Annotated in this window: 15 protein-coding genes; 10 read left to right on the top strand and 5 right to left on the bottom strand. The window is 46.6% G+C overall.

Translation table 11 applies throughout. The features are described from left to right. Positions 1-84: 84 nt before the first annotated feature. The 4 genes from recC to MMG82_RS10385 are packed head-to-tail and all read left to right on the top strand — an operon-like array spanning position 85 to position 10,286. Positions 85-3,879 carry an exodeoxyribonuclease V subunit gamma gene (gene recC / locus MMG82_RS10400; RefSeq protein ID WP_241406825.1) on the top strand — a complete coding sequence of 1,265 codons (3,795 nt, stop codon included), beginning with the start codon at positions 85-87 and terminating at the stop codon, positions 3,877-3,879. Next, positions 3,876-7,676, top strand: a complete 3,801-nt coding sequence (gene recB / locus MMG82_RS10395; protein ID WP_241406824.1) for an exodeoxyribonuclease V subunit beta — start codon at positions 3,876-3,878, stop codon at positions 7,674-7,676. Before recC ends, recB begins: the two co-directional genes overlap by 4 nt. Beyond that, a complete protein-coding gene (recD, locus tag MMG82_RS10390; protein WP_241406823.1) occupies positions 7,673-9,838 on the top strand; it encodes an exodeoxyribonuclease V subunit alpha in 2,166 nt (721 codons plus the stop codon). Before recB ends, recD begins: the two co-directional genes overlap by 4 nt. 55 nt (positions 9,839-9,893) lie before the next feature. Further along, positions 9,894-10,286, top strand: coding sequence for a hypothetical protein (locus MMG82_RS10385; protein WP_241406822.1), 393 nt, complete (start codon positions 9,894-9,896; stop codon positions 10,284-10,286). Here MMG82_RS10385 and MMG82_RS10380 read toward each other — a convergent pair. Together MMG82_RS10380 and MMG82_RS10375 are read right to left on the bottom strand one after the other, a co-directional pair. Continuing rightward, complete coding sequence (locus MMG82_RS10380) at positions 10,283-11,218, bottom strand: ATP-binding protein (RefSeq protein WP_241406821.1); 936 nt, start codon at positions 11,216-11,218, stop codon at positions 10,283-10,285. The two genes, MMG82_RS10385 and MMG82_RS10380, sit on opposite strands and share 4 nt — an antisense overlap. Continuing rightward, a complete protein-coding gene (locus tag MMG82_RS10375; protein ID WP_037418059.1) occupies positions 11,211-11,756 on the bottom strand; it encodes a heme NO-binding domain-containing protein in 546 nt (181 codons plus the stop codon). The genes MMG82_RS10380 and MMG82_RS10375 overlap by 8 nt, the downstream gene beginning before the upstream one ends. A 528-nt stretch (positions 11,757-12,284) precedes the next feature. Here MMG82_RS10375 and MMG82_RS10370 point away from each other — a divergent pair. Next, entirely contained in the window at positions 12,285-12,923 is a 639-nt protein-coding gene (locus tag MMG82_RS10370; RefSeq protein WP_241406820.1) for a 3'-5' exonuclease, read from the top strand. A 108-nt stretch (positions 12,924-13,031) separates the two neighbouring features. Here MMG82_RS10370 and MMG82_RS10365 read toward each other — a convergent pair whose 3' ends face one another. Together MMG82_RS10365 and MMG82_RS10360 are read right to left on the bottom strand one after the other, a co-directional pair. Beyond that, entirely contained in the window at positions 13,032-14,072 is a 1,041-nt protein-coding gene (locus MMG82_RS10365; protein ID WP_037418242.1) for a LacI family DNA-binding transcriptional regulator, read from the bottom strand. Positions 14,073-14,382: 310 nt separating this feature from the next. Beyond that, entirely contained in the window at positions 14,383-15,108 is a 726-nt protein-coding gene (locus tag MMG82_RS10360) for a DUF3334 family protein (protein WP_241406819.1), read from the bottom strand. 342 nt (positions 15,109-15,450) lie between these two features. Between MMG82_RS10360 and MMG82_RS10355 the strand changes: the two genes are divergently transcribed. The 5 genes from MMG82_RS10355 (at position 15,451) to crr (ending at position 20,288) form a co-directional block, all read left to right on the top strand. Then, entirely contained in the window at positions 15,451-17,088 is a 1,638-nt protein-coding gene (locus MMG82_RS10355; RefSeq protein ID WP_241406818.1) for a methyl-accepting chemotaxis protein, read from the top strand. Between the two features lie 209 nt (positions 17,089-17,297). Continuing rightward, complete coding sequence (locus MMG82_RS10350) at positions 17,298-17,693, top strand: ACT domain-containing protein (RefSeq protein WP_037418252.1); 396 nt, start codon at positions 17,298-17,300, stop codon at positions 17,691-17,693. Positions 17,694-17,716: 23 nt separating this feature from the next. Further along, positions 17,717-17,974, top strand: a complete 258-nt coding sequence (locus MMG82_RS10345; RefSeq protein ID WP_037418255.1) for an HPr family phosphocarrier protein — start codon at positions 17,717-17,719, stop codon at positions 17,972-17,974. Between the two features lie 29 nt (positions 17,975-18,003). Further along, positions 18,004-19,707 carry a phosphoenolpyruvate--protein phosphotransferase gene (gene ptsP / locus MMG82_RS10340; RefSeq protein WP_037418258.1) on the top strand — a complete coding sequence of 568 codons (1,704 nt, stop codon included), beginning with the start codon at positions 18,004-18,006 and terminating at the stop codon, positions 19,705-19,707. A 71-nt stretch (positions 19,708-19,778) separates the two neighbouring features. Then, complete coding sequence (crr, locus tag MMG82_RS10335) at positions 19,779-20,288, top strand: PTS glucose transporter subunit IIA (protein ID WP_037418261.1); 510 nt, start codon at positions 19,779-19,781, stop codon at positions 20,286-20,288. A 162-nt stretch (positions 20,289-20,450) separates the two neighbouring features. Here crr and MMG82_RS10330 read toward each other — a convergent pair whose 3' ends face one another. Beyond that, positions 20,451-20,777: a hypothetical protein gene (locus MMG82_RS10330; protein WP_088585512.1), complete on the bottom strand. Its 327-nt coding sequence runs from the start codon at positions 20,775-20,777 to the stop codon at positions 20,451-20,453. Between the last annotated feature and the right edge of the window lie 38 nt (positions 20,778-20,815).

Raw genomic sequence — 20,815 nt, 5'->3', positions numbered from 1 at the left:
AAACACATAGAATTGCCAAGCCCGTTTGCTATGCATAAAAGCAATTGGCTATGCATAACAGCAATCCCAAATCGTGAGTCGAATATGCTGAAGTTAATCCAATCCAACCAAATGGAAGTGCTCTGTGCCCATCTCGCTGCATATTTGCGCCAACCACTACCCGGCACGGCGTTATTGCAAAGCGAGCATATTTTGGTGCAAAGCCCTGGGATGTCGACTTGGTTACGCCTTGAAATTGCGAAACAAAATGGCATTGCCGCCGCGCTTGAGTTCCCTTTGCCCTCCAGTTTTATTTGGCAACTGTGCCACGATTTACTGCCCAATGTCCCCAAGGAAAACGCCTTTACTAAAGCGGCAATGACCTGGAAATTAATGCAGCTACTGCCTCGCCTACTTGAGGAGGAATCCTTTGGGCCACTGCGGCATTATTTAGGTCATATTGAGTCAAGCAGCCCCAACTCGAGCACAACAAATAATCAACTTGAAGCGTCAAACTCAATCGCCGCCGATAATATTAAGCTTTATCAGCTCTGCGGCCGTATCGCCGATATCTTCGACCAATATTTAGTTTACCGCCCCGACTGGATTGCCGCATGGGAAGCTAATGAACCACTCGATGCACTCAAATTAAATGAGGAACAACGCTGGCAACCTATTCTTTGGCGGGCGCTGATTGCCTTCAACCGTGATGAACTGCGTCAAAGCCATTACCACAGGGCCAATTTACATCAGGATTTAATTGCCGCGCTGGCTGATAGCACCCATTCCATTGCCAAATTGCCTGAGCGTTTATTTGTGTTTGGCATTTCGTCTATCGCCCCACAAACCATTGACGTGCTCCACCAGCTCGCGGGCCGAATTGATGTCATCATCCTTAACCTCAGCCCCTGCCAGCATTATTGGGGCGATATTATCGATCCTCGGCATCGAGCGCGAATGGCACTGCAATATGCTGGCAAACGCCAATTGGCCGAGCAATGGGAGGATAAACTCGAGGTCGGCAATCCGCTGCTTGCCAACAATGGCAAAATGGGACGCGAATTACTCGATATGCTGCTCGAACTCCCGCCCGAATACTGCGATTTTGGCGACGATGTGTACTGCGAGCCCTGCGGCGATCCTAACGATCCGCATAGCAATGCCAACATGCTGGCCGGGGTGCAATACGATATATTAGAAATGCAAACCCTCGACCGCGTACTCGGGCCTGATGCCGAGCTATATCAAAACGTTGCCAATCGAAGAGTGTTAAAAAACAGCGACCATTCGATTCAAATCAAGAGCTGCCATAGCCCGCTGCGCGAAGTCGAAACCTTGCACGATCATTTACTCGACCTGCTGGATCGCGACAACCAACTCACGCCTAAAGATATTGTGGTAATGATGCCAGATGTCGCCGCCTACGCGCCCTATATCGATGCGGTGTTTGCCGCCAAACAGGGGCTCGAATATATCCCCTACGCCATTGCCGACCGCGGTGCGGCGCAGGAATCGCCACTCATTAATAGCTTTTTGAATTTACTCAATATTAATCAGAGTCGCTTCGGACTGACCGATATTTTAAGCATTTTAGAAGTGCCAGCGATTTTACGGCGTTTTCAACTCGAAGAAGACGAGCTACCACTGATCCGCCGTTGGTTAGATGAAGCCGGTGTGCGTTGGGGGCGCGATGAGCAAAGCCGTGTTAAACAGGGCGTGCCTGCCTTTGAGCAAAATTCTTGGGCCTTTGGCATCAAACGGTTAATCTTGGGCTATGCCTTAAGGGACGATGCCCCCTTGTATCAAGCAAGCCCACAGGCACCAAGCTATTTAGTGGTTTCAGGGGTAGAAGGCCAATCGGCACAGGCCCTTGGCAAACTGTTGAACTTTATTGAAGTCCTCGATGAAACCACACTGCAATTAGCCCAGCCTCAAGTGCCTTGCCAGCGTTTATTGGAACTGACTGAACTGTTAAATGCTTTTTACGCCCCCGATGAGGATGAGCGTGAGCAGTTACAGGAAATCCGCGACGCCATTGCCACCTTAGAGCAAGAGTTACTGGCCGCCAGCCCTGCTGACAGCTATACAACGGCATACGACGTTAACCCCAATTTTTTAGACCAAAGCGGCTTACACTCAAACGCCTTGAACTTAAGCATCGAAGTACTCGCACAATGGTTTAATCAGCGCTTAACCGAGTCACGGGTTGGCCAGCGTTATCTTGCGGGCAGTGTAAATTTTTGTACCTTAATGCCGATGCGCTCGATTCCGTTTAAGGTGGTGTGCCTACTCGGCATGAATGATGGCATATATCCGCGCATGCAACATCCTGTGGGCTTTGATCTGATGGCACATTTTGGTGCACGCAAAGGCGATCGCTCCCGCAGATTAGACGATAGGTACTTGTTTTTAGAAGCACTACTCTCGGCACGGGAACAGCTTTACATCAGCTATATTGGCCGCAGTGAGCGGGATAACTCGGAGCGCATTCCCTCTATGCTAGTCTCCGAGCTGATTGAATATTGCCAGCTGTGTTATGTGCCAGAATCGCTTGCAACACTAGCAACATTAGCAGCAGAAACTCCAGCCGTAGGTAATGAAGCCGCCCAACAGGCATTGCTTGAGACCATCATAAGCCACCAGCCGCTACAACCTTTTGATCCTAAACTGTATCAGTCAACAGAGCCGCAAGCGCAGGCGATAAAACAAAGTTACAGCCAGCAATGGTGCCCACCGGACATCAGCACACAGTCACTCCAGCGTCGTTTTATTGATGCCAACACGCTGATCGTGCTCGAAGATGACACGATTGGGGATAGTGATATTCAACAAGATATTGAGCCACTAAGCGAAGAAGACCATGTCGATATCTCCGCTTTTATCCGATTCTTTCGCAATCCCGCGCAATATTTCTTTAACCGCACACTAAAGGTTGATTTAAACCTGAATATTCAAGCGGATGATAATGATGAGCCCTTTAGCCTCAATGCGCTTGAGCGTTATCTGTTACAGGCAAGGTTGCTCGATGATGCGCTTGAACAAGGCGCTGAACAAGGACAGGCGCAGCCCAGTAGCGAACTATTACAACGCTTAAAAGCCAGTGGTAATTTACCCATGCAGCCCTTTGATGATCTGCTGCTGCGCCAATATAGCCATGATATCGCGCCGCTTGTCGGCAGAACCTTATTTATGCGTGGCGATGTCCCCCCGTGCCATGCGGATATTCGGCTCGCCTTTGAGTTACCTCATCAGAACGCAGGGAATCAGGTAAAAACCAAGCGCGTTATCCTCGAAGGTCGCATTGATGATATCAGTCCAAAAGGCTTGGTCAGTTGTCGCCCCGGCAGTGCCCATGGGCGGGATATTTTAGCGCTGTATCTGCGCCATTTATGTTTAATGGCCGCAGGACTAACTCAGCCTAGTGATCATCTGCAACCTAGCTATCTCCTCGATATGGGGCATTTTCACGCCCTCTCGCCGATTGCGCCAAAGCAGGCCCATGATCAACTGGCTCACTTGTTACAGCATTTTTATCAGGGACAGTTGCATCCGCTGTGTTTTATGCCCAAAACCTCCCTTGCCTACGCCAGTGCAGAGATCAATGAGGATAAAACCAGTCAACTTGATGGCAACCACGATAGTCAACACAGTGTGCGGCTAGAGGCGGCGCAAAGCGAATGGCTGGACGAACAAGGTGAGCTTGGCGAAGGCACCGATCCCCATTACCAGCGGCTATTTCGGTTTCCGCAGGATTTTACCGAAGCAAATTTTGGCAAACTGGCCGACGAGATCTATCGACCCATGCTGAGCTTGTACCATAAAGACACCCTCGCCCAACTTGAGGAGTTTGTGCTCAATGCAGAACCACAAGCCGCCACATCAGAGGGAGCGCAGCAATGAGTGCACCATCAAACAATATGATACTTCCTACTACATCACAGGCGCTGCCATTAGATCCGCTCACCCTGCCATTTGGTGGTAGCCGATTGATAGAGGCCAGTGCGGGCACAGGTAAAACCTATACGATTTCGGGCTTGTATCTGCGACTACTGCTTGGGGATGGCTTAAGCGAACCACTGAGTTGCGAACAAATTCTGGTAGTAACCTTCACCAATGCCGCCACCGAAGAATTAAGGGACAGAATTCGCCGCCGTATACAAGTGGCTTTTAAGTGTTTCTTAGGGCTCGAAATTAACGATCCCTTTGTACAGGCGTTGTACGATAAAACCCCAGAATCTGAGCGCGCTATCGCCCTAAGACGTTTCGACTTAGCGCTCAAATCACTCGACGAAGCGGCGATTTTTACCATTCACGGTTTTTGCCAACGGATCTTAGCCGATCTCGCCTTCGAATCCTCTTTACTGTTCGAGTCAGATTTTACCTTAGACGACAGCGAGTTTTTGCACCATGCGGTGCGGGACTTTTGGCGTGAAGCCTGCTATCCGCTGCCGGAATATTTAGCCCAGATTATTGCCAGCGAATTTGGCGATCCCGATGGCTTAGTCAAGCAGCTTCGGGCGTTGCTCGGTGCCAGTGAGGCAAAACCGCTTAAACCCGTGCAGCCCTTTGCTCGTTTGGCAGAATCCTTAAGCCAGAGTGTGCAACGCTTTAAACTCGCCTGGCCGCGTGGCCGCGACGCGCTGTTAGAGTTACTTCATAGCCTGCCGCTTAATGGCCAGCGCTTTGGTAAGGCGAGCGACAATTACCCCAAATTGGCGGAAATGTTCGACCAACTGGATAACTTTATCGCCTTTGGTCATGGCTTACCGCCGCTAAAAGTGCTTGAGGCCTTGTCACTATCAGAGCTTAAGCTCAATAAAGGCGGCGTACTCCCAAGTGCCAGTGAAGCACCACTGCTTGACCATATGGAGCAATTAGCCACGCTAATTAACGCCATTAAACCCGCATTTCTCTTCAGCGCCAAACAAGGGATCAGCGAGCGGTTTGCTAAGCAAAAGCAGCTTAAAAATGTGCTGACACCGGATGATTTGCTGACCACCTTAGCCGCAGCGATGCAGGCCAATCCCGATACTTTGCCCAAAGCGGTAGCAAGTCGCTTCCCTGTGGCCTTAATCGATGAATTCCAAGATACCGATCCTTTGCAATTTGCGATTTTCTCGGGGATTTATCAAACCCGTTTGGGGGTTGAAGCGCAAAATTCGGCGACTGCCAAACCAAGTACGGCTGTGGATAGCAAATTAAGCCTGCTGATGATTGGTGATCCTAAACAGGCGATTTATGCCTTTCGCGGCGCGGATATTTACACCTATATCGAGGCGCGCAGGCAAACCCAGGCGCACTATTTTCTCGACACTAACTATCGTTCCAGTCGTAATCTGGTGGCGGGAGTGAATCACCTATTTGCCCAGCATCCCAATCCTTTTATTAGTCAATCGATTCCCTTTGACAGGGTAAAAACACCCGCCAGTGCGGCGGCAAAACAGTTAATAGAAAGTACAGCCAATAGTGCCGCACTGCGGTTAAAACTGTTACGCGAGGGCGAAACGGGGCTGAATAAAGCCAGCGCCAGGCAAACCTTGGCCGAAGATACCGCCGCCGAGATCACCCGTTTACTCACAGAGGCCGCCAATGGCCAATGCCATACACCAAAAGGGCCATTAATTGCCAAAGATATCGCCATCTTAGTGCGGGATAGAAACGAAGCCGCGGTGATGAAAACGGCGCTCAGTAAACGCCAGATTGGCGCGGTATTTTTAAGCCGCGATAGTGTGTTTGATACCGTTGAAGCGCGGGAAATGGCGCTAATTTTGCGCGCATTAGCCAGTCCCAAGGATGAGCGCGCCCTTCGCAGCGCGCTCGCCACCGCGCTACTTGGCTATAGCGCCGAGCAAATTCATGCCTTTAACCAAGATGAAGAGCAGCGCCAAATGTTGCTTGAGCAGTTTTTTGCGCTACATCAGATCTGGCAAAAGCGCGGCATTATGCCGGCGCTGCTGAGCTTAGCCAACGCTACCCATATGGTGGCACGGCTACTGCAAACACCCAGCTTTACAGCCACTGCCGACCAAGATAGCGAAGAGCCCGATGAGGCGAGCAATGGCGAGAGGCGACTAACAGATTTTCGCCACTTAGCCGAGCTGTTGCAGCAAAAGGCCACTGAGATTGATGGCATCAGTGCCCTACTCAATTGGTATGAGCAACAACTAATTGATAATACAGGGGCAGATGAGCAGCAGCTTCGCCTTGAGAGTGAGCAAAATCTGGTGCAAATCGTGACTATCCATAAAAGTAAGGGGCTGGAATACCCAGTGTGTTTTATCCCCTTTGTTAGCCTTGCGCGGGATAATCGCCGCCGCCCGACACCCATGCTCTATCACAGAACCGATGCGGATGGGGCACAGGAGCTGGTATGGGATATTGAAGGCACAGACGAAGGCTGGGAGCAGGCAAAGCAAGAAACCTTAGCCGAAGATCTTCGCCTACTTTATGTGGCGCTCACCCGCCCCGTGTACCTGTGTTATTTGTACATCGCTAACCATAGCCGGATGTTAAAAGCCGGGATCAAAAGCCAATTGCATGAAACCGCTATCGGTTACCTTTTAGGCATTACCGATGCCAACTGTGATTTTGCTCGTCTGCACAGTGCGGCGCAGGCGCTGCTTAATGGTGTCGAGTCGAATGCACAAGCGATCAGCGTTGAGTGTGTTGGTGACAACATTGCTGATAGCAAGCTGCACACGGGTGAAATGCAATCCCACACCTTAAATGCCCGTAACGTCACCCGTCCGTATCGCACCCCATGGCGAGTAGGCAGTTATTCTGGCTTAGTCAAAAATGCACCCCACGCCAAAGCCAGTCCGGGCGCCGATGATGAAGTTAGCGCGGTATTTGGCGCAGAACCCGCCAATAGCCTAAGTGAATCCTCATGGCAAGATACCGCTGATGTGCCACAACTGCCGCTACTCAATCGCTTTAGCTTTGAGCGCGGCGCCAATGCGGGGAGTTTTATGCACTTAGTGCTTGAGTTAATTGATTTTACTCAAGCCGAAATCGATTTACCGCGTGAGTTACCTAAGGCTATGTTGCAATATGGTATCGCCCCCGAGTGGCAAACCGTATTGCAAGACTGGTATATGGAAATATTGCAGGCACCGCTGGCATTGATGGCGCAGGATAATCAGCTCATCAATCCCGATCTCTGTTTAGCCGCGCTCGCGCCACAGCACACCTTAGTGGAGATGGAGTTTTACCTGCCTTTAAATCAATTAAGAGATGCAGAGCTTAATCAACTCCTCGGGCAATTTGGTTACGATACCGCGCTGCATTTTGATGAATTACAGGGCATGCTCAAGGGCTTTATCGACTTAACCTTTGAATATCAAGGTCAGTTTTATATCGCCGACTATAAATCAAACCATTTAGGCGACACGATTCAGGCCTACCATTATGGTGCGCTTAAGCAGGCGATTAGCGATCATAGGTACGATTTGCAATACATTCTCTACTCCCTCGCCCTGCATCGTTATTTGGCGATGCGACTGCCAAACTATGACTACGATACCCATATCGGCGGCTGTTATTACTTGTTTTTACGGGGAATGTCGGTTCAGTATCCCGGTTTTGGTGTTTACTACGATAAGCCACCTAAGGCGCTCATTCTCGCCTTAGATGCGCTGTTTAACCGCAGCCAAGATGAAAGCCATATGAGTCAACATAATACGGAAGCGATGGCATGAACCACAGCACCGATATGAATAGCACCGAAATGAATAACGCCACAGCCCTTGCAGCCAATTGGTACAATACAGGCGCGCTGAGACTTAAAGCACCACTGGCTGAGTTGCTCAAATATTGGGAAAAAGAGCGGCTTATCACTGCACTTGATCGCCATTTTGCCCTCGAGATGGCCCGTCTTCACCCCAATGACGCCCAAGAGCCACTGTTTATGCTGCTGTGCGCCCTGTTGAGTCAGCAACTGTCGGCCCAACATACTTGTCTAGTGCTCGAATATATAGTGCCAACCAATCCGATGGCAGAGCCAGTAAACCGCTGTCAAATCCGTTTAAGCCTTACTGAACTGATTGACGCACTGCAACACTTTGACGCCATTGGTGCACCAAATAGCAATAAACCACTGATTTTTGAAGATGGTAGACTCTATCTTGAGCGTTATCATCATTTTGAAACCCAAGTCGCCAGCGCCTTAACAAGGTTATCAGCGACGGCGCTTTCGTTAACGCCCTCGCAGCCTTTAGCATCGGATAATCAGTCACTTTTACAACTACGCAGGCAACTGGATTGCTTATTTCCAAGTGCAACCCACACCGTTGAAGCAAACATCGATTGGCAAAAGGTCGCCACCGCTACTGCGCTCGGTAGAAAGCTGGCGGTGATAACTGGTGGCCCCGGTACAGGTAAAACCACCACGGTGACTAAATTGCTGTTGTTACAACAATTAGGGTCACCAAAGCAGATAAGACTTGTCGCCCCGACAGGCAAAGCGGCCGCCCGTTTAAGCGAATCCATTAAGGCATCTAAAGCGAGACTCGAGCAGGAGCTTAAGCAGGCTCAAGCGACAAACGAACTGGCGCAAAACCACGAAACCCAAGCCCTGTTAGCCGCGCTTAAGCAAGTACCGGAAGAGGCATCAACCTTACATCGCCTGCTGGGTGTCATCCCCAACTCAGCGCATTTTCGCCATCATCAAGGCAACCCATTACGGCTCGATCTTTTGATTGTGGATGAAGCCTCCATGGTCGATTTACCTATGATGTACAAGCTGCTTAGCGCATTGCCGGAACACGCAGGCTTAATATTGCTAGGGGATCAGGACCAACTCGCTTCAGTTGAGGCAGGCGCCGTACTTGCCGATATTTGCGCCGGACTTAAGCAAGCCTCGATGCAACATACCGAATGGAAAATGCGTTATAGCCAAGCACAGGCCGAACAATTAACCGCGCTCACGGGCTTTAATTTAACCCCCTTTATCCACGCTGAGCCTAAAATTGGCGATAGCCTGTGTATGTTAACCCACAGCCATCGATTTAAAGGCGATGCGGGGATTGGCTTGCTGGCCAGCGCAGTCAATCGTGCCGATCTCGCAGGTATTTTATCCGTTTGGCAAAGGGGGCTGGCCGAATTAACCTGGCTAGAACACAGCGTAGATCACAGCCAAACTCAAGCAAAAATCAGTGAACCTAGCAGTAATACCGGACTTAAAGCGCTACTTGCACAGGCCTGTGACCAATACGGTGACTATTTGCGCCTATTACAACCAACGCACGCCACCACAATACACACGAGTGAGCCATTTTGCCCGCCAAGCGCCATGGAGGCGATTGCCAAATTTAATCAATATCGCATTTTGTGCGCCATGCGAACCGGCGATTATGGTGTCGAAGGGATTAATCTTGCGGTGACGAAGGCGTTAGCACAGGCCAAACTTATTCAGCCGCAGCAGGAGTTTTACCTCGGGCGCCCGATTATCATCCAAAGCAACGACTATAACTTAGGTCTGTTTAACGGCGATATTGGTTTGATTTTGCAGGATGAAGAGAGAGCTGACCGACTGATGGCCCACTTTATTAAGGCCGATGGCAAACTGCTAAAAGTGCTACCCGCAAGGCTACCTAGCCACGAAACCTGTTACGCCATGACGGTACATAAAAGTCAGGGCAGTGAATTTAATCGAGTCGCCCTAGTGCTCCCGCCAAATCCTAGTCTCGTACAGTGGCAATTGCTCACCAAAGAGCTGATTTACACTGCTATTACCCGTGCAAAACAACACTTTAGCTGTTTAGGTACACAGCAAGTCTTCGAGCGTGCTAGCTTGCAAGCTACCCAGCGCGCCTCAGGTTTAGCGGATAGACTATGGCGCGATAAGTCGATAATCAATTAACATTTAACAAATTGATTAATAAATAAAAATAGCAAAAAAAAGGAGCAAGGAGTTGATGGAACAAACAATGATAAAACTGCAACAGATGCAAGATGTCATCAATTTATTTGATAGCATCAAGCCTGAAGCATTGTTACCCGCTCAATACTATGAAAGCACACGCTATATTCGTTGGTCTGAATTTGAGGCAATGCAAGTGTATGAGCTTGATTTTGAGCCTTATTTATCAATTGCTGAACGCTGTAACATGCGTTTTTTTGCCCTGCATCAGAGCCCGAAACGTGTGTACCTTGCTCATTTGAATGATGCTGGCCATGCACCAAGATGGGAAGCCCGGCCACTATTATTACCTCAGTTGCGTGATACCGAGTTGATGACATCTCTTATGCAAGATCACGCCTATCAATTAGGGCTGAAGATCAATCTCGAAGCAAACTACCCTATTTAGATTTTAGCGCTAGACGACATTGAAACCGCTTGTGGATCGATTGGAAAATATATTTTTACCTCAGTTCCCTTGCCTAACTCAGATGCGACGTCAATCGTACAATCGTGCTGACGCAAAATTTGAAGCACAATAGACATTCCCACTCCGGTCCCAGTCCCAACGGGTTTAGTGGTATAAAAGGCATCAAACATTCTTGTGAGGGTATACTCATCCATACCGCAACCATTATCGACAACCGTTAAGCAAATGTTTGTATTGGATTGAGTGAGCTTAAGCCGTATTTCTGAAGACCTATCGCTCACCACATCGCAAGCCTGATAAGCATTTACGATAATGTTCATTAACACCTGATTGAGCTCACCTACATTAAACAAAATCATAGGCACATGCGAAATCTCTTTTTTTATCAATACATTGTTAAAGATTGGCCGCAGTAATTTAAGAGTGAAATCCAGAGCGTCGGCTAATTGAATGACAGATTTTCCCGTCGAGTCTGTTCGTGCAAAAAAGAGCAAATGATTAACGATATCTTTTATACGCATTAAGCCTTGGCAAGTATCACTTGCCAGTTCAGGCAAATCCTCTTTGATAAATTGCAGCTTAGCCTGGTCAATCTGCTGTGTATCGCCACCCTCTATACTCGCCAATAAATCCTGGGCGTAGTTAGTTAAGCTATTGATGTTGGAGAGAATATATGCAAGTGGATTGTTAATTTCATGGGCAACACCAGCAGCAACAGTCCCAAGGGAAGCCAATTTTTCCTGCTGGATCATTGATTGCTGTTGCTGCTTAATCAGATCGATTTGTTGCTGTAACAACAGATTTTTCTCATAGAGTTGGCGGGTACTGTCTTCGAGCAACTGCTCCACCTCTTGCCTTGCCCTTTTTTCCCGCAGATAGGCTGCGTAGTAAGGATTTTCGCTGTCAGTCATTTTGTAACTCGATGATTAACATACAATGATCGGCACCAGTGTGCATGCAAGTATCGTGGGTGATCTGGATCTTTTGTTTAAAATGCTCGGCAGCGCCAAACAACAAGCCTTCAGCACAAAAACACAGTCGGCGGGGTGATGAGTACCTTAACGCAATTTGATTGTTCGGTAATAACTGTCCATTAATGTGCGGCAATGAAGGCTCATGGTATAGCTTATTCACCTCTAAATGGATCACATCATGGATCCCCATGACTAGGGAGGTAAAATCGTCAAACTTGTCTACAACACCGACATGACGGGAGGCTAGCCCATTAAAAAGAAACTGCCCAAATGCTTTTACCACGTCCTGTATCGGCATATTAAGCCGCTGAGCCACGTCCTGAACAATGCTAAATAACTCGGACTCAGCATAACTTTTGGCAGACACATACACGCGATCCTTAGGAGCATGTTTTTCCAACAAATCGTTCCACACTGACATACCGCACTGAGCCACGACCATATCTTCAAGCACATTAAAAATAATTCCTTTCATACACACCTCATGGGGTGACCAAGTCGAGCTAACAGGCGAGTGTCACATTTGTCCTATACATTACCTATAAAGTAATAGCAGCAATCTTAATGTTCACCAGTATTTTTATGCGAAGTTGCTAGGGCGTGTTGAATGTTTCTAAACCCAAGTCATCAAGTAATGACGTCATAACCAAGCCGTAAATAACATCGTCGATAATAACCCTTAGCAGCAGGTCTATTCGTGAAGCGTTACCACTCAGTGGTTACATGTTGATTTAGATACACAGATGCGAACTTGCGTCTCTTTTCTTGAATAAAATCAACAGGAGTATAAGTCGACGTCCATCAATGCAGCATCCTGTTATACAAGGGTTATTGATGTGCTAAATGCGCTTATCGCGCCCTTTATGCCAGTAAAAATTGCATCGCAATTTGACAATCTGATGGATAGCCACTTTTGTTTAGTCTAATATGCCACCAACTGTGAAATAGGCCATGCAACAAACGCATATTACAAACATTGCCATACCAATAAGTAGTCACTTTTATGCCTAAAACACCCGCCCACTCGCCCGCTAATACCCTTGTGGTCCTCGATTTTGAAACCTCGGGTCTTTCGCCCAGTCAAGGCGCTCGAGCTATTGAGGTTGGCGCGGTATTGATTGAACAAGGCCAAATCACTGCGCGTTTTTCAGAATTAATGAATCCAGGTTTTCGGATAAACACCTTTATTGAAGATTACACCGGGATCAGCAATCAAATGCTGTCACGTGCAGCGCCCTGCGCCGAGGTAATGTCACGATTTGCCAAGTTTATCGGCAAGCACCATTTGGTTGCCCATAATGCCGCATTCGATCAGCGGTTTCTTGATGCTGAATTTGCTCAAATTGGTCACCAATATTCCGGCCAGTTTGGCTGTTCTCTCCTGTTGGCAAGGCGCTTGTACCCAGAGGCCATTAATCATCAACTGGCAACGTTAGTACGCTATAAACAACTGCCGACCGAGGGGACTTTTCACCGCGCGCTTGCTGATGCGGAAATGACGGGACACTTATGGCTACGAATGTTAGCGGATCTGAAACAGGACTTTGCAATAGCCGAACCACCCTTCAGTCTAATGCAAAAAGTGATGCGCAAGAGTAAAGCTGAGGTGCCTAAGTTTCTGCGTCAATATGCCAGAGGTTAATCCACTCAGCGTTGACCAGTTTTACACCATACACCAGCCAAACTTGTCATAAAAAGCCAAGTGCTAGCAAACACTTGGCTTAATCGCGTAAATCAATACAGAGACAGCTTAGCCTAGCAATGCGTGGTCAATCCCGCAGGAACTGCGAACGACTAAGGTGGTTGGGATCAATTGAGGGCCTACCGCCTGACCGCGAATAAGCTTGAGCAAACTCTCGACTAAAATCTCACCCGCTAACTGAGTATTTTGTTTGATGGTTGTCAGTGGTGGATTAGCAAAACTTGCCACAGGAATATCATCATAGCCCACCACAGCCACTTGCTCTGGCACTAATATCCCCTTCTCTTTTAAGGCGCGAATGGCACCAATAGCAATCAAATCACTAGCGGCAAAAATCGCATCAAACGTAAGCCTTTTTTCTATTAATGCCATCGCCGCATCATAACCAGCACTTTCGGTGCTAATGGCTGAAATTTGCCGCTCAGCCACCACTGGTAATCCTGCTGTTTGTAAGGCTTTGACATGACCTAAATATCTGTCCCTAAATTCTGGGCTATGACTAGAGGCGTCACCTAAGAAGGCAAAAGCGCTACGGCCAAGGGAAATCAAATGTTCAGTGGCTATCAGGCCACCTTGGTGATTATCACAACCAATGGATAATACGGATTTATTGTTATGCTCGGCGCCCCAAATCACAAAATGAGTATGCTGAGCGAGTAACTTTTCAAGCTTCTGCTCGTAATCCATATAATCGCCGTAGCCCAGCAAAATAATGCCATCAGCTTTATTACTGTCTTCGTAGTCGGCATGCCAATCACTAGAAAGTTGTTGAAATGAAACGAGTAAATCATACCCCTGTTGCGCAGTTGCCCTTGTTATTGAGCCTAACATCGACAGAAAAAATGGGTTGATAAGGGAATCATCATTAGTCGGGTCTTCACACAATAACAGCGCCAGAGTATGGCTATTTTGGGTACGCAAATTACTGGCGTTTTTATCAACCTTGTAGTTAAGTTCCTTTGCAATTGCTTGGATCCGCTGACGGGTCTCTAAGTTGACAAGCGGGCTATTTCTGAGGGCTCGGGAAACCGTAGACTGGGATACACCAGCACGATAAGCAATATCAATTGAGGTCGCTTTCGATGCCATAACGGAGGTCACCATAATTATTATTTTGGGGGATACTAAAACAGTTCTAATGACTTGTATAGCCGAAGGGTTTACAACTGTCTAACAAGTTAACCGAGTTAATCTGCTTTAACCTATTGAAAGCTAAACTAACTTAACCGCACACCTTAACGCTGGGTGCTTAACCACGATAATGCGGCTTATGATTGTGTGACTAAAAACACAGACTAGAGAAAATAAATGCTTCAAAAAAACCGCTAACGCTATTCACAGCTTTGCATTCACTAATAATTAGCTGAGTCGCATTTATTTTCTCTTAATCAGATAGAAGTTAAATCCCTAATTCATCGAGTAAATCATCGGCGTCCACATTGGTATGATGTTGACTTATCGCGGGCTTGTCCGCCATTCGGCTCCAAGGAGTGCTTTCAAAATTTGAAGCTTGCGTCCCACTCACGCCGTGCTGTTCGAGTAAGCTATCAGGGTCAAACTCCTCATCATATTCAAACTCATCCAGTTTGATAAACTCGGTCTTATCCATCGCAAATTCAAGGTAGAAAATGTGATTATTTTCGGTTTTAAAGGACACTCGCCTTGCTACAGCATCATCCAAGTTTGCATCAATAGAGATAGTCAACTCTTTGTTTATCGTTAACATTTTTGGCTGACTTTGGCTGATGGAAGTTTGTAATTCCTTAGAGACTTTATTAATAAAGTCACCTAAAATTTGGTTCATTAACTCCCCCATCACATTACCCACTTCATCAGAAGTATGGGAAAAGGCTAATTCCTCTTCAGGCATGCCCATATTGAGCATATAGCGACGGTAGATTTCGATAGCCGCAGCAGCGGAAAAGTTAATAACAACAAGCCCTGAAAATCCCCCATCAAAAATCGAAAAACATCCTAAGTCGGGTTTTAAGCGGGTACGGGTAATGCTTTGTACCATACCAGCATGGCTCACATGGCTTGCGCTGGTACTCGATAATACATGGGCAACAGAGTGGCATAACTTCAACAATATATCGTCAGAAGTCACAATCGTATTTGTAGTCATAATTGATTCTCAAACATAACAGTTGATTAATCTTGCGCGTAAAACGGTAAAAAATCAAAATTAAAACAACTAATTAGATATAGTTATCATGATTGAATTTGTTAATAAATGGTAAGTTGTTGAATTTAATAAATACTTCATCACATGCGATTAGACTGATGAAATATCCTCAAAATAAGCCATAAAATCATCACTCAGGAGAAGGCCTGCAAAGATCCTGCTTAAGATCAAAGAAACCCCATATTGTTTACCAGTTTATATGAAATTTAACCCGCTAATATTCTATTAAAAAACATTCGCAGGTATATTGTTGAACATTATTTTTGCGCCCGAGGACTCCAGATGATCACTTTTTTGCGCCAATTCACCATTTTAAAACGTCTAATGATGATGTTAGTGATGGCGGCCATTGGAACTGTTTGTTTTGCAAGTTTTTCGATTAAAGAACAATACAGTAATTTGATCGAACAAAAATGGTTACAAATCGATGGTCAACTTGGCAGTATCCTCAGTGTGATAGACGTTTATCGCCAAGATGCTGTTAACGGAAAAATGAGCGAGCAAGAGGCTCAAAAAGCTGCTGCGAACCTCATTAACCAAACCCGTTATGCGGGGGTTGGTTACTTTATTCTGATTGATGACAACAACCAAATCCTAGCCCATGGTGAAAATGCCAGCCTAATCGGTACCTCTGCACAAAATTTCACACTCCCCAATGGCACTAATCCGCTGACTACGATGCTGTCTCAAGCTCGGCAACATGACAAAGCCATGCTGGAATATCCGATTGCTAATCCTGTTTCAAAAATTGTTGAGGACAAATTGGCCGAAGCCCGCTACTACCCACAATGGGGCTGGACTGTGATCACAGGGGCTTATCTCAGTGACGTAAAAGAGAGTCTTTACAATGTGATGATCGACTATCTGATTATCATGTTTTTGATTTCTGTACCTATTTTTGCATTTTTCCTTGTTCTTAATCATTCGATTACCTCACCATTGAATGATGCTATTGAAGCCCTTGAAGATATCGCTCAAGGCGAAGGCGACTTAAGCCAGCGTTTAAGCACTCAAGGCAAAGATGAAGTTGCTCATCTCGCCCAAGCCTTTAACCTTTTCGCCCAAAAAATTGGCGATATGGTGGGACATTTGCAACCCCTAGGAAAATCGCTCGACAACGATGCTAAACAGTTAATGCTTGCCGTTGAGGAGTCGAACCAAAGTGCGGAACATATCCACCGTGAAACCGGTAGCGTAGCAACGGCAGTTAATCAAATGCTGTCTACAACCCATGAGATGGCGAGCAATACCCAGCAGGCCGCCGATGCCGCCACCAGTGTGAAAAATCAGGCACAGCAAAGTAAAGCTGTGATTGACAATACGCTGCGCGATACCGAGAAGTTGGTCCAAGAGCTGAAAGCATCAGAAGCAATCACTCAAAAATTGGGACAAGCCTCTGGTCAAATTGGCAGTATTTTGGATGTGATTCGGGGCATTGCTGAACAAACCAATTTGTTGGCACTTAATGCCGCCATTGAAGCTGCTCGTGCGGGTAGTCATGGCCGAGGATTTGCCGTTGTCGCAGATGAAGTAAGAGCCTTAGCCAATCGCACCCAAGACTCGACCAATGAGATCCAAAAAATTATCTCTGAAATTCAAACCGGTGTGGGCTCTGTGATGCAAAGCAATAGCCAAACCCAACATCAATCAGAAGAATTACAAGCTAAGGCTCAAGAGGCTGGGCAAGCCATGGCCGCAATTCTGGGGCTAATTGCCCACATCAGCGATATGAACACTCAGTTAGCGAGTGCGACAGAAGAGCAATCCCTCGTGACAGAGGAAATTAACCGTAATATCTGTAATATTTCAGAGCTAACCGAAGTGTCTGTAAAAGCCAATGACAGTAATAGCCGAGCAGCACAATCATTACAGGATATTAGCCAGGATATGTCCCATACCTTAGGGCAATTTAAAATCTAACCTAGCGAATGTTTTCAATAGCAAACAAGAGGACGTATAAAAACGTCCTCTCTTGCTTTAAAATTAGCTAATGAAACGACACAACCAACCCTAGCATACGAAATGCGGGCTGATTGAGGATGCACTTGAGAACAATGTCCTTTAAACAGGAATCCATGTTATAAGGTAAACTCCTAACTTGCATTCACCTCGCCAAAGGAGAACCGCCTATGCGTATGACCTTAGCCGTACATACCCGGCAATATACCATTCACAGTTTTAGCCCTAAGGCGCAAATTCCTACCGAAGTCTTTGCTGAAGAAGTGTATTTTATCTGCAAAACAGAAGAAGGTTTGACCTTGGTTGTGCCTAGTGAGCTTGCGCTTGATAGCTTAGAGCAAGAAACTAACTGGAGCTGTCTAGAAGTGTTAGGCCCTCTAGGATTTTCATTAACGGGTATTTTATCGAAAATTGCCAGCACCTTAGCCGATGTGCAAATCAGTATTTTCGCCCTTTCAACCTTTGATACTGACTATATTCTCGTGAAGAAAAATTGCCTCCAAGGCGCCATTGCTGCCTTAAAAAAGGCCGGTTATAAGATTATAGAGTCGAACGAAGCGCCATAATATTCATAAAGAGTTAACCCACTATGTACGAAAAATCTGTCACTATCACCGCGAAACATGGTATTCATACCCGCCCTGCGGCACTATTGGTGAAAGAAGCAAAGACCTTCGATTGTGACGTTTTGGTTGAATGTAACGGCAAGCAAGCCAGTGCTAAGAGCTTATTTAAACTACAAACATTAGGTTTATACCATGGTGTCACTGTCAGGGTTTTCGCCGAGGGAGAGCAGGCGCAGGAAGCCGTCGAAAAAGTCTCGGCCTTGTTAATCACCTTAAGTTAGCGAACCGCCCAACATCATTAGGAATGACTATGTCGATAACGGGGATTATTGTGTCATCGGGTATAGCCTTCGGTAAGGCTTTACACCTTAATCATTGCGAAAACCACCTCGACTATCGCCCAATTCCGCTCTCTAGGATCCCGCAGCAACAAAGTAAGTTTCTTAAGGCGTTACAAACACTGAAACAACAGCTCAGTCTAAGCCAAACTAAGCTCGATCCTGACAGCGAAAACTACCAACTGATTGAAGCCGATTTATTACTCCTTGATGATGAAGAACTGATAGAACAAGTCAAAGAAGCCATTCGCACCTTACAACTTTCCGCCAGTGTCGCTGTTGAGCGAATATTTGCCCATCAAGCGAATGAACTCGAGTCCCTAGACGATCCCTATTTAGCCAATCGAGCCCAAGACGTTCGATGCCTTGGACAGCGCATAGTCACCGCGATTAATGGCCGTTTGGACCAAGGTTTAACTCACCTGAGTGAACCTACGATACTGCTAGCACAGGATCTCACCCCAGCAGAATTTGCCTTGCTCCCTAAAGAGCACATCAGCGGTATTGTGCTTAAAACCGGTGGACTCACCAGTCATACCGCTATTTTGGCCCGTGCAGCAGGTATACCCGCTATTTTAAGTTGTCAGTTCGATGCAGAGCTCATCCCTAATGGCACCCCATTAGTGCTCGATGCAATAAGTGGAGCGCTTTATGTCAATCCGGAGCCTGAGCAACAAGCTCGTTTAACCGTGACCCTGCACCATGAACAAGCAAGACGTCAGGCACTTCAAGCTTATCGCGATGTTCCGGCTCAAACACAGGACGGACATCAGGTTCGCCTGCTGGCAAACGTCGGCAATTTGAATGAGATCACCCATGTCAAAGATGAAGGGGCCGATGGAATAGGCTTATTCCGCACTGAATTTATGTTAATGCATACCAGCACCTTGCCGGATGAAAAAGCCCAGTACAATCTTTACTGCGAGGCTCTGCATGCTCTAGGTGGTAAAACTTTTACGATCAGAACCTTAGATATTGGCGCCGATAAAGAACTCCCCTGCTTATGCCAAGACATAGAAGATAATCCCGCCTTAGGACAACGTGGGGTGAGATACACCTTAGCGCACCCAGAATTATTTAAGACCCAACTTCGTGCCATTTTACGGGCAGCAAATCACGGTCCGATTCGCTTAATGTTTCCTATGGTCAATCAAGTGGAAGAGTTAGATGAGATATTTACGCTTATCGCCGAATGCCAGGATGCCCTCGAAGACGAAGAAAAAGGCTATGGTGAACTGAGTTATGGCATAGTGGTAGAAACGCCCGCGGCGGTGTTGAATTTAGCCTCTATGCTACCAAGGCTGGATTTTGTCAGCATAGGCACCAATGATTTAACACAATATGCCATGGCAGCAGACCGCACCAACCCACAACTGACACGGGATTACCCTTCCCTTTCACCTGCGATTTTAAGCTTGATAAACATGACAATCATTCAAGCCAAAGCAGCCGAGGTCACAGTATCACTCTGTGGTGAATTAGCCAGCTCGCCACACATCGCTCCGCTACTCGTGGGAATGGGGCTGGATGAACTCAGCGTTAACTTAAGCTCATTACTAGAGGTGAAGGCAGCCATTTGCCAAGGTGAACTGGCGAAATTTTCTGCGTTAGCGCACACTGCGATGCAGCAAAATAGAATTTCAGATCTGCAACAGTGTATAACAAACTGTAAATAGTACATTTAATTGGTTATGCTGCTTTACAGACCAACACAGAACAACAAAAACAAGCAAAGGGGCACCACATTATGGGATTTTTAAGCCGCATAAGGCGATTGGTATCAGGACAGCCACAACTTGCTGGTGGCATTATGGTCTACGCCCCCGTCAATGGGGAAATAGTCGCGATTGAAAAAGTCCCCGATGTCGTTTTTGCAGAAAAGATTGTCGGTGATGGCATTGCTATCGCGCCTAAGGGCGACACGATTGTTGCGCCTATTGATGGTACTATCGGTAAAATATTCGAAACTAATCATGCCTTTAGTATTGAATCACCTCAAGGATTAGAACTATTTGTTCACTTTGGTGTTGGTACTGTCGAGCTAAGAGGGCGTGGCTTTAGTCGTTTAGCCGAAGAAGGTCAAGAGGTCAAAGTAGGCGATCCGATTTTGTCATTTGATATTGAGTATCTTAAAGACCAAGTAGACAGCTTACTCACGCCCGTGGTGCTTGCCAATATGGAAGATGTGAAGTATTTAGACAAAGCTCAGGGGAGTGTCACCGCGGGCAAAGATCCTATTTTTACGGTGCAACTTTAACAATTAATCCAGTGTTAATTAGCAGTCCATTTAAGATCCATACCTTAGCTAATCCCCTTTTCTTCGTTAATCATACCGCTGGTAGTTTGCTGATACTGCCAGTGGTCACATTCGCAGCATTAACCTAAGCAAAAACAGCAGCACCTCAAACAGCTAATCGACCTAATATCCATTAATAGTGATAAATTCAGTATTTTCGATAATAGGTAATTGGCCTAAGCGTGATAATTCTTGTTTGAGTTTGGTCATCACATCCATCTGTTTAGCTGAAGGCGGTAAATGTATCTTAACAATCCGTATAGCCGCGATGGACTTATAGTCAATCACCCGTCTTACAAATACGCAGTCTTTTGCCTGTATTTGAGATATCACTTCATTTGATACTTCATAATCCAATGGAAAATCAGCCTCACCTACCAGTCGTAATTGTAGGTAAACACTGTGTGACGCTAAGAGACTAATGCATTCACGCCATTTGGTATTGTTCATCACAACTCGTTGTCGTTATCTTTAATTCTGAATAGTAT

This window comes from Shewanella sp. MM_2022_3 (genome assembly GCF_022557375.1).
GTDB lineage: Bacteria > Pseudomonadota > Gammaproteobacteria > Enterobacterales > Shewanellaceae > Shewanella > Shewanella xiamenensis.
The sequence above is the reverse complement of the archived record's forward strand: the minus strand, read 5'-3'. Positions and strand labels throughout refer to the sequence as shown.

What these genes read in the sequence shown, in the direction of transcription:
- crr (WP_037418261.1), top strand. Translation starts at nt 19,779, where the DNA reads ATGGGATTTTTAAGCCGCATAAGGCGATTGGTATCAGGACAGCCACAA.
- MMG82_RS10365 (WP_037418242.1), bottom strand. Translation starts at nt 14,072, where the DNA reads ATGGCATCGAAAGCGACCTCAATTGATATTGCTTATCGTGCTGGTGTA.
- MMG82_RS10385 (WP_241406822.1), top strand. Translation starts at nt 9,894, where the DNA reads ATGGAACAAACAATGATAAAACTGCAACAGATGCAAGATGTCATCAAT.
- recC (WP_241406825.1), top strand. Translation starts at nt 85, where the DNA reads ATGCTGAAGTTAATCCAATCCAACCAAATGGAAGTGCTCTGTGCCCAT.
- MMG82_RS10375 (WP_037418059.1), bottom strand. Translation starts at nt 11,756, where the DNA reads ATGAAAGGAATTATTTTTAATGTGCTTGAAGATATGGTCGTGGCTCAG.
- MMG82_RS10370 (WP_241406820.1), top strand. Translation starts at nt 12,285, where the DNA reads ATGCCTAAAACACCCGCCCACTCGCCCGCTAATACCCTTGTGGTCCTC.
- recD (WP_241406823.1), top strand. Translation starts at nt 7,673, where the DNA reads ATGAACCACAGCACCGATATGAATAGCACCGAAATGAATAACGCCACA.
- MMG82_RS10330 (WP_088585512.1), bottom strand. Translation starts at nt 20,777, where the DNA reads ATGAACAATACCAAATGGCGTGAATGCATTAGTCTCTTAGCGTCACAC.
- MMG82_RS10355 (WP_241406818.1), top strand. Translation starts at nt 15,451, where the DNA reads ATGATCACTTTTTTGCGCCAATTCACCATTTTAAAACGTCTAATGATG.
- MMG82_RS10345 (WP_037418255.1), top strand. Translation starts at nt 17,717, where the DNA reads ATGTACGAAAAATCTGTCACTATCACCGCGAAACATGGTATTCATACC.
- recB (WP_241406824.1), top strand. Translation starts at nt 3,876, where the DNA reads ATGAGTGCACCATCAAACAATATGATACTTCCTACTACATCACAGGCG.
- MMG82_RS10360 (WP_241406819.1), bottom strand. Translation starts at nt 15,108, where the DNA reads ATGACTACAAATACGATTGTGACTTCTGACGATATATTGTTGAAGTTA.
- MMG82_RS10380 (WP_241406821.1), bottom strand. Translation starts at nt 11,218, where the DNA reads ATGACTGACAGCGAAAATCCTTACTACGCAGCCTATCTGCGGGAAAAA.
- MMG82_RS10350 (WP_037418252.1), top strand. Translation starts at nt 17,298, where the DNA reads ATGCGTATGACCTTAGCCGTACATACCCGGCAATATACCATTCACAGT.
- ptsP (WP_037418258.1), top strand. Translation starts at nt 18,004, where the DNA reads ATGTCGATAACGGGGATTATTGTGTCATCGGGTATAGCCTTCGGTAAG.